At 65.1% G+C, this 13,990-nt stretch carries 11 protein-coding genes; 8 read left to right on the top strand and 3 right to left on the bottom strand.

The annotated features are described in order from the left end of the window. Window positions 1-315 precede the first annotated feature (315 nt). A complete protein-coding gene (locus tag ONR75_RS12205) occupies window positions 316-822 on the top strand; it encodes a ferritin-like domain-containing protein (RefSeq protein ID WP_265082821.1) in 507 nt (168 codons plus the stop codon). 80 nt (window positions 823-902) lie between these two features. On the opposite strand, the gene ONR75_RS12210 is transcribed toward ONR75_RS12205, so the two are convergent. Further along, on the bottom strand, window positions 903-1,337 hold the full coding sequence (locus ONR75_RS12210) for a hypothetical protein (protein WP_265083633.1): 435 nt from the start codon (window positions 1,335-1,337) through the stop codon (window positions 903-905). Between the two features lie 133 nt (window positions 1,338-1,470). On the opposite strand from ONR75_RS12210, the gene ONR75_RS12215 reads away from it, so the two are divergent. Further along, entirely contained in the window at window positions 1,471-2,085 is a 615-nt protein-coding gene (locus ONR75_RS12215; protein WP_265082822.1) for a hypothetical protein, read from the top strand. 53 nt (window positions 2,086-2,138) lie between these two features. Here ONR75_RS12215 and ONR75_RS12220 read toward each other — a convergent pair whose 3' ends face one another. Then, complete coding sequence (locus ONR75_RS12220; RefSeq protein WP_265082823.1) at window positions 2,139-2,564, bottom strand: universal stress protein; 426 nt, start codon at window positions 2,562-2,564, stop codon at window positions 2,139-2,141. 54 nt (window positions 2,565-2,618) lie between these two features. Further along, window positions 2,619-3,149 (bottom strand): SixA phosphatase family protein, encoded by a 531-nt coding sequence (locus tag ONR75_RS12225; RefSeq protein WP_265082824.1) that lies wholly within the window; start codon window positions 3,147-3,149, stop codon window positions 2,619-2,621. Between the two features lie 127 nt (window positions 3,150-3,276). On the opposite strand from ONR75_RS12225, the gene ONR75_RS12230 reads away from it, so the two are divergent. From ONR75_RS12230 to ONR75_RS12255, 6 genes are all read left to right on the top strand, one after another. Continuing rightward, window positions 3,277-4,662 (top strand): NAD(P)/FAD-dependent oxidoreductase, encoded by a 1,386-nt coding sequence (locus tag ONR75_RS12230; RefSeq protein ID WP_265082825.1) that lies wholly within the window; start codon window positions 3,277-3,279, stop codon window positions 4,660-4,662. A 134-nt stretch (window positions 4,663-4,796) separates the two neighbouring features. After that, window positions 4,797-5,297, top strand: a complete 501-nt coding sequence (msrB, locus tag ONR75_RS12235) for a peptide-methionine (R)-S-oxide reductase MsrB (protein WP_265082826.1) — start codon at window positions 4,797-4,799, stop codon at window positions 5,295-5,297. A gap of 258 nt (window positions 5,298-5,555) precedes the next feature. Then, the gene (locus ONR75_RS12240; RefSeq protein WP_265082827.1) at window positions 5,556-7,403 is read left to right on the top strand and encodes a flagellar hook-basal body complex protein; all 1,848 of its coding nucleotides are present in this window, start codon (window positions 5,556-5,558) and stop codon (window positions 7,401-7,403) included. A 47-nt stretch (window positions 7,404-7,450) separates the two neighbouring features. After that, window positions 7,451-9,319 carry a flagellar hook-associated protein FlgK gene (gene flgK, locus ONR75_RS12245; RefSeq protein WP_265082828.1) on the top strand — a complete coding sequence of 623 codons (1,869 nt, stop codon included), beginning with the start codon at window positions 7,451-7,453 and terminating at the stop codon, window positions 9,317-9,319. A 7-nt stretch (window positions 9,320-9,326) separates the two neighbouring features. After that, window positions 9,327-10,946: a flagellin gene (locus ONR75_RS12250; RefSeq protein ID WP_265082829.1), complete on the top strand. Its 1,620-nt coding sequence runs from the start codon at window positions 9,327-9,329 to the stop codon at window positions 10,944-10,946. 260 nt (window positions 10,947-11,206) lie between these two features. Beyond that, a complete protein-coding gene (locus tag ONR75_RS12255) occupies window positions 11,207-13,873 on the top strand; it encodes a DUF1522 domain-containing protein (RefSeq protein ID WP_265083634.1) in 2,667 nt (888 codons plus the stop codon). Window positions 13,874-13,990: the final 117 nt, after the last annotated feature.

Below are 13,990 nucleotides of genomic sequence, written 5' to 3' on the forward strand. Positions count from 1 at the left end.
CAGGGTGTTGTGCAGCCCTTGACAACGCCGCCGGTGCGCTTTGGGCCCGTGCCATCGCGCACCTGCCTGGCTCCTGACGCCACAGCAGGGCCGCGAGCCCGCCATGATTAACTGCATTTGCAACGTTCTGTCCGCGTCTCCATATAGGCCGCCATCGTGCATCGTGCATCGTGCATCGTGCATCGTCCATCGCAATTCCCGCGCGTGTTCCCGGAACATAGCTCCGAAATACCGGTTAGCGAGCTATCAGCAACCGAACAGACGATGCGTCGCACTGCGGTCGCGTTGTTCCGTTCCCGAAACCACGGTGAAGCAATGGGACTGTTTACAAAAGATATCAAGACCATGGATGACCTGTTCGTGCATCAGCTGCAGGATATCTACTACGCGGAGAAACAGCTGCTGAAGGCGCTGCCGAAGATGGCGGATAAAGCCACCGATCCGCAGCTGAAGCAGGGATTCATGACCCATCTCGACGAGACCCAGGTTCACGTCCAGCGGCTCGAGCAGGTGTTCAAGATGCACGGCGCCGAGGTCAAGTCGGTCAATTGCCCGGCGATCGACGGCATCATCAAGGAAGCCGACGAGACCGCAGGCGAAGTCGACGACAAGGCGGTACTTGATGCCGCGTTGATCAATGCGGCGCAGGCTGCTGAACACTACGAGATCGTACGCTACGGCAGTCTGATCGCCTGGGCCAAGCAGCTCGGCCGCAACGATTGTGCAGCGGTGCTGCAGAAGACTCTCGACGAGGAAAAGGCTACCGACAAGAAGCTCACCACGCTGGCGGAGAGCAAGATCAATCTGCGCGCCGCCAGCTGATCGATCGACGTCGTTGAGACAAAAAGTCGCGCGGGGCAGCCCGCGCGATTTTTAATGGAGCGCCGTTCCGCGGACCGGGATTATGCCTTCCGCAACGCAAAATGGGCGCCGCAGAATGCCATCATGCCGCCGAGGCACAGGGCGGCAAGGCCGGCGAGAACCCCGGCGATGGTCGGCACCGGACTTGGCGCCGAAGCCGCCTGGCCGGCGCCCGCCAGCACCAGCACGCCGACCGCGATCAGAAACTGGCGCATGCGTTGCGGGATCCGGCCCGATACCGCGCTTTGCATCAGCGTTGCCGTCAGATAGCCGCCAACAAATGCCACCGTTGCGATGAGCCACCACGCCACCGCGGCGCCGACCGGCATGAAGTCGTGGGCGTCGGTGCGCCACAACCCGCCGAGATCGAGACCGAAACGCTGGCCCAGCATATGCACGGCAAGCGCCAGCAGGATACCGGACAGCATGGCGCCGGCCAGAATCAGGCGCCGCGGAAAATAGGTGGTCTCGGCCATGGTGGTGCCCATCGAAGCAGGGATCGCGTGCCGGGGGCCTTGCGCCCGCGTCCATCCCCGTGGCTTGTAAGGGATGGACGGGCGCCTGCGCAAGCGACGCCGCCGTTCGGTTGGCGCTGGTGGGTTCCTGCAGATGTTCGAAGGCAAGTTGAAATCGCAGGCGCAGCCGGCTGTCGATGCCGAGCCGTCCGGCGACCGATATGCGTATCGGGCGTCGCTCGTCGGCAGTGCCTATCAGTTCGAATTGACAGAGGACGGGCTGTCGTTTCGCGCCGGCCGCAAGTCGGGCGTCTGGCCCTACGCCAGCATCGCGCTGGTCCGGCTGTCTTTCCGGCCGGTGTCGATGCAATCGCGGCGGTTTCGCGCGGACATTGAAAATAGCCAGGGCGAGCGCATCGTGGTGCTGTCCACCACCTGGCAGACCGTCGCGCTGATGGCGCCGCAGGACAGGGACTACCGTGCATTCATTGTGCGGCTGCACGAGCGTCTTGCCCTGGCGGGCGGACAGGTGAGGCTCAACGGCGGTCTCAGGCCGGCCGTCTATGCCGGCAGCGTCGCGATCCTGGCGCTGGTGTTCATCGCCATGGCCGGGCTGCTGGCGCGCGCACTGGCTACCGGTGAATTCTACGGCGCGCTGTTCATCGTCGGTTTCGCCGCGATCTTCGGCTGGCAGATCGGCGGCTTCATCCGCCGCAACAAGCCGCGCAACTACACATTTGACGATGTGCCGAAAGAATTGCTGCCGTAGTTGCTGCGTCGGCAAAATGAAATCGCGGCCTGCGTCATATCACGGGTGTCTCGCTACTTCCTGACCACCAGCACCGAGCACTTGGCATAGCGCACCACATGGCCGGCATTGGAGCCGAGAAAGTAGGTGCGCATGGCCGGGCGGTGCGAGGTCATCACGATCAGCTCGGCCTTGATCGCCGCCGCCTCTTCGAGGATCTCGTGATAGATGCCGCCCTGGCGCACCACCGTGGAAATCCGGTCCGGTGCAATGCCGGATTCGATCGCGACGATGGCCAACGCCTGTTCTGACGCGACGCGCTGCTGGGAATCGAAATCCGCCGGGACATATTCCGCCAGCATCACCGGCGTCATCGGCAGCACGTTGATGAGCCGCACCGTGCCGCCATAGCTCTGCGTCAACGACGCTGCGGTGGCGATGGCCGATTTGGCGAGCTCGGCTTCGCCGAGATCGATCGGGACGAGAATGATCTTGAACATCTGCGCCTCCCCGTGAGGAGACTAGCACGCCTACCGCGCCGGTGCAGGATTGGTTTAATCGCCCTTGAGCAGCTTCGGGCTGACGAAACGGACCAGCTTGCCGCCGCGGAATGCGACGTCGCCCCAGTCGGCGATGTCGAAGTCGATCACCACGAGGCCCGATGTCGGCAGGTTGTCGGCGATCGCCTTCTGGCCGGCGGCGTCGCCGCCGCCGATCAGGCTGAGCGCGAGCTCGTGCAGGCCGGGATTGTGGCCGATGATCATCAGCGTGGCGGGATCCTCGACGGCGGCGGCGCGGGCCACCGCCAGCAGGTCGGTGGGACCGGCATTGTAGATCTCGTCGAGATGGGCCGCCAGCGCCGGCCGGGCGGCGTCGATGCCGATGGCCAGCTGGCTCCAGGTCTGCTGCGCCCGCACCGCGGTGGAAACGCACACCAGATCCGGCAGCGGCGGATGTTTTGAAAGCCAGGCACCGAGGGTGAGGGCGTCGACCTGGCCGCGCTCGTCGAGCCGGCGGTCGAAGTCCTTGCCGCTCGGGGCATCTCGCTCCGTCTTGGCGTGGCGCAGCAGCAACAAACGACGCATGGCGCGATCTCGATTCTCGGCGAAAACTCGGTGCGGGGAAGGGCGAACGCAATCAGGCCTGCGGAATACTGGACAAGCGCGCGCAGGACAAGGTGACAAGGCGCCGACGGGTGCTTAAGAAAATGCCATGGCCGCAGCTTCCCCCATATCCGCAAGCGCCGCACCCGATGCCGCCACCCCGCCGCCGGAACATCCGCGGCTGACGTTCGATCTCGATGTCGACGTTTGCGTGGTCGGGGCGGGGCTGGCCGGGCTTTCGGTGGCGCTCGAAGCGGCCCGGCTCGGGGCCAGCGTCGCGGTCCTGGAAGGCCGGCAGGTCGGCTGGAACGCCTCCGGCCACCAGATGGGCGCGGTGATGCCCGGCTTCGGCCTGCCGTTGCCGGACATCATCGCAAGGATCGGCCTCGAGGACGCCCGCGAATTGTGGGCGCTCTCGAAGGATGGCGCCGAAGCGGTGCGCGCCCGGGCCACCGAGGAGCTGATGCCCGGCATTGCGCTCCGCGAGGGCGCGCTGGAGGTCTCCAATGTCGATGTCGGCGAAAGGCTGATCGCCCGGCTGCAGATGCTCGGCGAGGATTTCGGCACCGAGGTCGAGGGCTGGCAGATCGACCAAGTCCGGGCCGTGCTGAAGACGGACCGCTACTTTCACGGTGTCCATTGCCCCCGTGCGTTCCAGGTCGATGGCCGCACCTACCTCAAGGGTCTCGCGGCGCTGGCGCGGCAGGCGGGGGTGCGGATCTTCGAGGACACCCCGGTGGTCAGCCTCGATCCTGCCGGCATCCGCAAGCGCATCGTGACGCCGCAGGCCAGGCTGCGTGCCTCGCATGTCGTGCTGGCCGGTAATGTTCATCTCGGCGAGCCGGCGCAGCGCTTGTGGCAGACGCTGCTGCCGGTCTGGCGCTATGCCGCCGTCACGGAGCCGCTCGGCGACCGGCTGGCCGAGGCGGTGACGTATCAGGGCTCGGTGACCGACACCGACGGCATCGACCACTTCCGCGTGGTCGAGGGCGACCGGCTGATGTGGTCGAGCCCGGAAACCACCTGGGCGGCGCGGCCGCAGCGCTTCGCGGGCAGCATCGCCCGACGCATCCGCACCGTGTTTCCGCAGCTCGGCAAGGTGGCCATCGCCGAGACGTTTGGCGGCGCGGTCGGGCTGACCGTGCACGGCATGCCCCAGGTCGGCCAGTTGGGGCGCGGGCTGTGGGTGGCCAGCGGCTTCGGCCGGCACGGGCTCAACACCACGGCGATGGCCGGGCAACTGATCGCACGCGGCATCGTCGACGGCGACGACCGCTGGCGGCTGTTCGCGCCGTTCGAGCTGGTGTGGGCCGGCGGCACCACGGGCCGGTTCGCCGGCCATCTCATCACCGCCTGGGAGCGCCGCGGCGCCGCGGTGGCCGGGACGCTGGCGCGCTACCGGGAACGGGCCCGCGCCCGGGAACTGGTGCGCGAGGCGCGGCTGGCGGAAGCCAACCGGCAAGCCGGTACCCGGGGGCCGCGGCCGCAGGCCTGATGTCCGCTACTGCCGGAACGACATAAAACAACATAAAGTGAGCGATCTACCGCTCTGGGCGTGTAACTTCCGCCGGATCCGACCGTATTTTCCTGCGAACGAGATTTCCGTCTCGACCTCTCTGGGAGACCATCATGATCGATCGCCGCATTCTGCTTGCCTCCGCTGCCAGCCTGGCGGCGCTGTTTTCCTTCAACTGGCTGCGCGGCACGCCGGCTCGGGCGGCCGAGAAATTCGAGGTCGAGAAGACCGACGCCGAATGGCGCAAGCAGCTGACGCCGCAGCAATACGAGATCCTGCGCCAGGAGGGCACCGAGCGCCCGGGCTCCAGCCCGCTGCTCAAGGAACACCGCAAGGGCATCTTCGCCTGCGCCGGCTGCGACAATCCGCTGTTCGCTTCCGAGACGAAGTATGAGAGCGGAACCGGCTGGCCGAGCTTCTGGAAGCCGCTGGACAACGCCGTGGGCGAGCGCAAGGACCGCACGCTGGGCATGGTCCGCACCGAGATCCACTGCCGGCGCTGCGGCGGCCATCTCGGCCACGTGTTCGACGATGGCCCGAAACCGACCGGGCTGCGCTACTGCATGGACGGCTTCGCCATGGTGTTCAAGCCGACGTCGCCCTCGGCAAGCTGACCTGCCATCTCCCGGCAAGTGCGGTGCGAGGGCAAGGCGTGCCCGCTACGTGGGAACCGGCGGAATCAGGCGCTTGGTCCCGGCAATTCTTACCGCGCTAGGCAATTACGCCCCGGTCCATGGACCGGGGTTTTCTTTAGATCGTTGAAATAATTGAGCTATCGCCCTTGGCACGGGGCTTGCGACATCGTCTTCGAACAGCGGCCATGACTTTGGCAAGACCGGCGGGCCGCCCGGATCGAAGTTGGAGACGATGTAATGGGTATCTTCGGCGCTCTCACCACGTCCGTCGCGGGCCTCAAGGCGAATTCCTACGCGCTGGAGAACATTTCCGGCAACATCGCGAACTCCGGGACGACCGCGTTCAAGCGCATCGATACCAGCTTTCTCGATCTCATTCCGCAAACCGGTGTCAGCCAGCAGCTCGCCGGCAGCGTCACCACGGAATCGCGCAGCACCAACACCATCCAGGGCTCGGTGCAGTCGGCGGCGGTGTCGACCTACATGGCGATCAACGGTGACGGCTTCTTTGCCGTGCAGAAGCCCGGCAGCTTCAGCGACAACAGCCCGATCTTCACCGGCGTCAACAACTACACCCGCCGCGGCGACTTCTCGCTCGACAAGAACGGCTACCTGGTCAACGGCGCCGGTTACTATCTCGAGGGTGTGCCGATCGACTCCAGCACCGGCAACCCGGTTGGCAGCCAGCCGCAGATCCTGAAATTCCAGAACGACTTCCTGCCCTCGCAGGCGACCACCAAGATCGACTATCGCGCCAACCTGGCGAGCTATCCGCTCACCACGAAACACAATTCGTCGGTGGTGGGGTCGGAATTGCTGCGCCCGGCGGACTTCGTCGCCAATCCGCGCACCCTGGGAACGCCGGCGGCGTCCTATACCAACACCGGGACCGCCGGCAACGCCAAGACCAACTATCAGACGCCGGCGGTTCCTATCTCGGCGACGACGGCCCTCGCAAGCGTGGTCAACACCGACTCGCTGCCCTCCGGCTTCGCGCCCAATGACACCATCACCGTCAACACCACGAATGGCGGCGTGACCACCGCCAACATCATCCAGTTCTATACCGGTGCGGCGCCGGCGCCCGTCGCCGGCACAACCTTCGTCGATCTCGCGACGGCGACGGTCGGCAGCCTGCTGACCACCATCGACACCATCACCGGCAACACGATCCCGGCCAACAAGTCGACCGTATCTGCGACCGGCGTCATCACGCTGAACACCGGCGTTGCGAACGACGTCTCGGTCAAATCCGGCGCGACCACAGCCTTCGCGTCACTCGGCTTCTCCGGCACGGTCACGACCCTGCGCGGCGGCGGCGGCACGGCGGGCACCGGTACGGTGATCGGCAGCGACAACCAGGTGTTCCTGGACGAGTCGATCAGCGGCGGTGCTGCCACCGCCTATGACGGCAACGGCGCGCCGGTGAACCTGCAGTTCCGCTGGGCCAAGATCGCGTCCGCAGCCCAGGGCGGGACCGACACCTGGAACCTGTTCTACCAGACCAATCCGCAGGCGACGGGTGGGCAGACCGCCTGGGTGAACGTCGGCACCGATTTCAAGTTCGGCTCCAACGGCCAGATGCAGCCGGTGGTCGGCCAGATTACCCTGACCGGCCTCACCGTGAGCGGCGTCTCGCTCGGCAACGTCACCATGGCGTTCGGCACCGGTGGCCTGACCCAGTTCGCCGACACCAACGGCAACGCCCAGGTCAACCAACTGAACCAGGATGGCTACGCCGCCGGCCAGTTGCAGAGCGTCTCCGTCAGCAATCAGGGCCGGGTGGTCGGCGCCTATTCCAACGGCCGCAACATCGATCTGGCCGAAGTCAGTGTCGCGACCTTCAACGGCCCGAACTTTCTCAAGCGCATCGACGGCGGCGCCTTCGAGACCACCAACGAATCCGGCGCGGCACTGTTCGGCAAGGGCGGCAGCATCTCCGGCTCCTCGCTGGAGTCGTCCAACACCGACATCGCCGACGAGTTCACCAAGCTGATCGTGACCCAGCAGGCCTATTCGGCCAACACCAAGGTCATCACGACAGCGAACACCATGGTTCAGGATCTTCTCAACGTCATGCGTTAGGCCATGGGCGCTTTGCCCGTGTTCAACTCTAGGATCGGTTTTGTGTCATGAGTCTCGGCGACGCACTCTCAATTGCCATGGCCGGCCTGCGGGCCAATCAGGCCTCGATGTCGTTGGTGTCGTCGAACGTCGCCAACGCCGAGACGCCCGGTTACGTTCGCAAAACCACCGATCAGGTGCAGACCAACACCGGGTCGATCGGCACCGGCGTCAACATCGTCGGCGTCAACCGCGAACTCGATCAGTATATTCTGGCACAGCTGCGCACCGAAACCTCCGGTGCGTCCTACGCTTCGCTGAAGTCCAGTTTCCTGCAGCAGGTGCAGGGCATCTACGGTAACCCCGATGGCACCGGCACGCTGGAAAGCTCGTTCAACGCGCTGACCACGGCGGTGCAGGCGCTCAGCACGAGTCCGGACAGCTCATCGGCCCGGATCGGCGTCATCAACGCCGCGCAGGCGATGGCGTCGCAGCTCAATTCGATGTCGCAGGGTCTGCAGACGTTGCGCGGTGCGGCCGAGACCGGCATCAAGGATTCCGTGAGCACCGCCAACAATCTGATGAAGCAGATTGCCACCATCAACAACCAGCTGCAGACCAACCCGCTCGGCGGCACCTCGACGGATTCCGCCACCGCGGCGCTGCTCGACCAGCGCGACCAGTATGTCACCCAGCTGTCGCAGCTGATGGACATTCGCGTCACCACCAACAGCGCCAACCAGGTGACGGTGTTCACGGGGTCCGGCGTGCAGCTGGTCGGCAACGAGGCCGCCACCCTGTCGTTCGATGCGCAGGGCACGGTGACGCCGAACACGACATGGAATTCCAACTCGGCGCTGAGTTCGCTGGGATCGATCAAGGTCAGCTATTCCAACGGCGGCTCGATCGACCTCACCGACACGCTGAAGTCCGGCAAGATGGCCGCCTACGTCGAGTTGCGCGACAAGACGCTGGTGCAGGCGCAGACCCAGCTCGATCAGTTCGCCGCAACCATGTCCAGCGCGCTGTCCGACAAGACCGTCAGCGGAACGGCCACGGCGGCTGCAACGGTCCCGCAGGGCTACGACATCAACACCGCGAACCTCATGACGGGAAACACCGTCAACCTGACCTATACGGATGTCGCTTCCAACACCCAGCGCACCCTGACGATCGTGCGCGTCGACGATCCCTCGGTGCTGCCGCTGCCGGCCTCGACGACGCCGAACAACAAGGTGATCGGAATCGACTTCTCTGGCACCTCCGGGACGGTGGCGGCGCAGCTCAATGCCGCGCTCAACGGCGCCAACCTGAACTTCACCAGCAGCGGATCGACGCTCAGCGTCCGCAACACCGCCGGCTTCACCACCGTCGATGCCGCGTCGACCACCGTCACGCAAACCGGTCTCACCGGCAACGGGGTCGAAGTGCCGCTGTTCACCGACAACGGCAAAGCCTATTCGGGCGCAACCACCGTGTCAGGGTCGCAGATCACCGGCCTGGCGCAGCGCCTCAGCGTCAATACCGCGCTGAGTGCCGATCCGTCGCGGCTGGTGGTGTACAGCACCTCACCGCAGACGCCCTCCGGCGACGCCACGCGCGCCAACTTCATTTCGCAGCAGTTGAACAACGCCAAATTCGCCTACTCGCCGCAGACCGGCGTCGGCAGTGCCGGCACGCCGTTCAGCGGCACGCTGCTGAGCTACATGCAGCAGATCACCAGCGCGCAGGGCGCCGCCGCGGCAGCCGCGTCGCAGGTCGCCGACGGGCAGAACGTGGTGCTCAGCACGCTGCAGCAGAAGTTCACGGCGACCTCCGGGGTCAACATGGACGAAGAAATGGCGCATCTGCTGTCGTTGCAGAACGCCTACTCAGCCAACGCCCGTGTGATGTCGACGGTCAACGACATGTACAAGACCCTGATGCAGGCATTCTGAGGTAATCATGTCAATCGATGGCGTAAGCGGACGGACGTCCTACATCGGCTCCGGGATTCTCAACCTGCGCAGCCAGCTCGACACGCTGACCGAGCAGCTGGCCAGCGGCAAGGTCTCCACCACCTATGCCGGGCAGGGCGCCGGTCGCAGCCTCGCACTCGGTCTGCGCGCGCAGCTGAATTCCTATTCGGCCTACGCCGACACGGCGACCAACGTGAACACCCGCATCAACGTTGCCAACCTGTCGCTGCAGCGCCTCGTCGCGATCACGTCGTCGGTCAAGGGCGCGGCGGTGAGCGCCGGCAACACGCTCGACGACACCGGCCAGACCCCCGGCCAGAAGACCGCTTCGCTAGGATTCTACGACTCGGTCGACATGCTCAATGCCCAGTCGGGCGATCGCTATCTGTTCGGCGGTCGCGCCACGGACTCGCCCCCGGTGGCTCCTGCCGACCAGATCATGAACGGCAACGGCACCGCCATCGCCGGCCTGAAGCAGGTGATCTCCGAACGCCTGCAGGCCGACCTTGGCGTCAATGCCAACGGCCGTGTCGGCACGTCGATCGCCGCGTTGCCGGCGTCGCAGACCACGATCAACGTGACCCAGGAAGACGTGACCCCGGTGGCGCCCGCCAAGCCATCGCCTTTCGGCATGACCGTGACCGGAATTTCGAGCACCATCTCCGGCGCGAGCTTTCCATCCACGCCGGTTGTGCTGCCGGCGGCGAAATCCATGTCGGTCGACATCGGCGCGGTGAATCCGCAGAACGGCGACACCGTCAAGTTCACCTTCAAGATGCCCGACGGCACCTCCGAAGACATCGTGATGACGGCGACCACCACGGCGAAGACGCCGATGGATCCCAACACCTTTCTGATCGACCCGGGCAACCCGCAGGCGGTGCCGCCGGTGGCGGCATCGTCGGCGGTGACCGCAGCGAACCTGAACGCCGCGCTGGCGACGTCGATGAAGACGCTAGCCAACGGCACGATGACTGCCGCCTCCGCGGTTCAGGCCGGCAACGACTTCTTTGGCAATCCGCCGCAGCGGGTCGTCGGCGCCCCGGGCTTCACGAACGCGACCGCGCTGGTGGACGGCACCGCGGCCAACACCGTGATCTGGTACACAGGCGAGAGCGACACCACTGCGGGCCAGACCGATTCGGCGCGCGGCACCGCGGTGGCGAAGATCGACTCCGGCACCACCGTGCAGTACGGCGCACGTGCCAACGAGCAGGCGTTGCGCACCGAGTTGCAGAACGTCGCGGTGTTCGCCGCGGTCACGACGAAGGTGAATCTGTCCGGCACCCCGCCGGTGACCAGCCTGAATGCCGGCGACAAGATCTCCGCGCTCAACCAGCGTATCGCGCAGAACCTTGCCGTGATCCCCGGCACCCAGACCATCCAGAACATCCAGGCTGATTTTGCCGGTGCCCAGGCCTCGATCAAATCGACCACCGACCGCCAGAACCAGAGCAAGGTGATTTCGCAGTCGCTGCTGGATTCCATCGAGGGCGTCGACAACAACGAGATCGCCACCAAGATCCTCGCGCTGCAGACCGCATTGCAGGCGTCGTACCAGACGACGTCCGACCTCTACAAAATGAGCCTGGTAAAGTTTCTCTAAACATTAGCGCCACAGATTGACCCGCTACCGCGGTGGCGGGTCGCGCGTGATCTGCCGTCGCGCATAAAAATTCCCGTTGATTCAACCGACTAGCCATTTTCGCCGTCGCATCCGCGCGGCCGCTTTGTCGTGCCCGGGCCGAAATAATGCGGCGGATACTTACGTAAATTCACCCGCGTAGTTTTACGTATTCTTCAGTTCTGCAGTCCACAGTCCGGCCATCGATCAGAAGATCGTTGTTTCGTTCCCAGGAAGGCTTCATCATGTCCGTCACCCTCTCGAACTCCGTCCGTCAGAACCTGCTCTCCCTGCAGTCGACCGCAGAGCTGCTCTCGACCACCCAGAGCCGCCTGTCGTCCGGCAAGAAGGTCAACTCGGCCCTCGACAATCCCACCAACTTCTTCACCGCCGCCGGCCTCGACAGCCGCGCCAGCGACATCAACAACCTGCTCGATGGCATCGGCAACGGCGTGCAGATCCTGAATGCCGCCTCGACCGGTATCACCTCGCTTAACAAGCTCGTGGACAGCGCGAAGTCGATCGCTAACCAGGCGCTGCAGACCACGTCGGGCTACGCCACCAAGTCGAACGTCTCGACCACGATCGCCGGCGCCACTTCCGACGACCTGCGCGGCACCACCGCTTTCGACAGCACCGTTGCCTCCGGCAACGTCATCGCCAGCGCCGCCGCAGGCGGCAACACCGGCGTGGCGATCACCAACAAGCTCGGCGGCGCAATCGGTTCCGTCGCTGCCTCCGCTGCCGTTAACGTTGTCCCGGCGGCCAACGCTGCCGCTACCGTCGGTACAGCGCTGTTCAACACGACGAGCGGTTCATTGGTAGCAGGCACTGCGATCAGTGCGATCGCTACTACGAGCGGTGGTGCTTCGTCCGGTCCGGTCGCAGGCGACTCGATTGTCGTCGACGGCAAGACCATCACCTTCGGTGCGTCCGGCTCGGCGACGGCGGATACCAACGGCAACTACACCATCGGCGTCGACCAGACGGTCGGCTCGCTGCTGTCGACCATCGACACCATCAACGGCAACACGACGAACGCGTCCTCCGTCGGATCCGGCGCGATCACGCTGAACACCGGCACCAACCGCGCGCTGACGATTGCCGACGGCTCAACCGGTACGCTGGCCAAGCTTGGCCTCACCGCAGGCACGACTGCTCTGGGCACCGGCACGTCTGGAAACATCACTGGCGCCACCAAGCTCTTCAACACCGTGGGTGGCCTGAGCACGACTGCGATCTCCGATGGCACCTCGCTGTCGGTGAACGGCAAGACCATCACCTTCAAGGCGCTGGCTCCTCCGACCGCCAACAGCCTGGCCACCGGCAACAGCGGCGTGTCCGGCAACATCGCCACCGACGGTAGCGGCAACTCGACGATCTACCTCGGCACCAGCTCGACCTACACCTCTGCTACGGTCAGCGACCTGCTCACCGCGGTGGATCTGGCCAGCGGCGTGAAGTCGGCGTCCAACACCGCTGGTGTCGCCACGATCACGACCAACAGCTCGCAATCCGCATCCGCTGTTGCCGCCGGCATCGTCACCCTGAACAGCTCGACCGGCGCCAATCTCAACCTGAGCGGCCCCGCCGACCTCCTGAAGCAGATCGGACTGACCACCGCAACTGGATCCGGTTCGGTTTCGGTCACCGCCCAGCGTGTCACCAGCAGCTCGACGGTGGCCAACCAGATCCAGGACGGATCGACCCTGAACGTGAATGGCAAGACCATCACCTTCAAGAACGCCGCCACCCCGGCAGCGTCCTCAACCCACACCGGCGTCAGCGGCAACGTTGAAACCGACGGCAGCGGCAACTCCACCGTCTACCTGCAGAGCGCGACGGTTTCCGACGTGCTGACGGCGGTTGACCTTGCGACCGGCGTGCAGACCGCCTCGCTCGCCTCGACCGGCGCCACCCTGAAGACCACGGCCGGCACCACCAACTCGACGCTGAGCGCCGGCGGAGCCCTCAAGCTCAGCACGGGTCTCACCAGCGACCTGAAGATCTCCGGCACCGGCAACGCCCTGAGCGCCCTTGGCCTCACCGGCGCCACCGGCACCGACAGCTCCTTCAGTGCCTCGCGCGCTGCGTCCGCTAGCGGCATCAACGGCAAGACCTTGACCTTCAGCGCCTTCAAGGGCGGTTCGGCGACCAGCGTCACCTTCGGCGACGGCACCAACGGCACCGTCAAGTCGCTGGCCCAGCTCAACGCGCAGCTGTCCGCCAACAACCTGACGGCATCGGTCGACAACTCGACCGGCAAGCTGACGATCGCGGCGTCGAACGACTACGCGTCCTCGACCCTGGGTCAGGCCGATGGCGGTGCGATCGGCGGCAACGCGGCTTCGACGCTGAGCTTCACATCGGCTCAGGCGCCGGTGGCCGATCCGACCGCGCAGAACACCCGCGCGGGCCTGGTGAAGCAGTTCAACGACATCCTGACGCAGATCAACACCACTGCCCAGGACGCCTCGTTCAACGGCGTCAACCTGCTCGGTGGCGACACCCTGAAGCTGACGTTCAACGAAACCGGCAAGTCCACCCTGAACATCCAGGGCGTCACCTTCGGCGCGACCGGCCTCGGCCTGGCCTCGCTGTCGGCTGGCTCGGACTTCATCGACAACTCCAGCACCAACAAGGTGCTGTCGACCCTGAACACCGCCAGCACCACGCTGCGGTCCCAGGCCTCGGCTCTCGGCTCCAACCTGTCGATCGTGCAGGCCCGTCAGGACTTCTCGAAGAGCCTGATCAACGTGCTGCAGGCCGGCTCGTCGAACCTGACGCTGGCCGACACCAACGAGGAAGCGGCCAACAGCCAGGCGCTGTCGACCCGCCAGTCGATCGCGGTGTCCGCACTGTCGCTCGCCAACACCTCGCAGCAGAGCGTGCTTCAGCTCCTGCGCTGATATCGTCAAAGGTACAGAAAGTATCAATCGGAAAGACGGCGGGGAAACCCCGCCGTTTTTTTGCGTCTTGCGACAGCGGGTCGTGACTGGAGCATCGGGATGCGGCGGCAGCTGGCG

Source organism: Rhodopseudomonas sp. P2A-2r, from assembly GCF_026015985.1.
GTDB lineage: Bacteria > Pseudomonadota > Alphaproteobacteria > Rhizobiales > Xanthobacteraceae > Tardiphaga.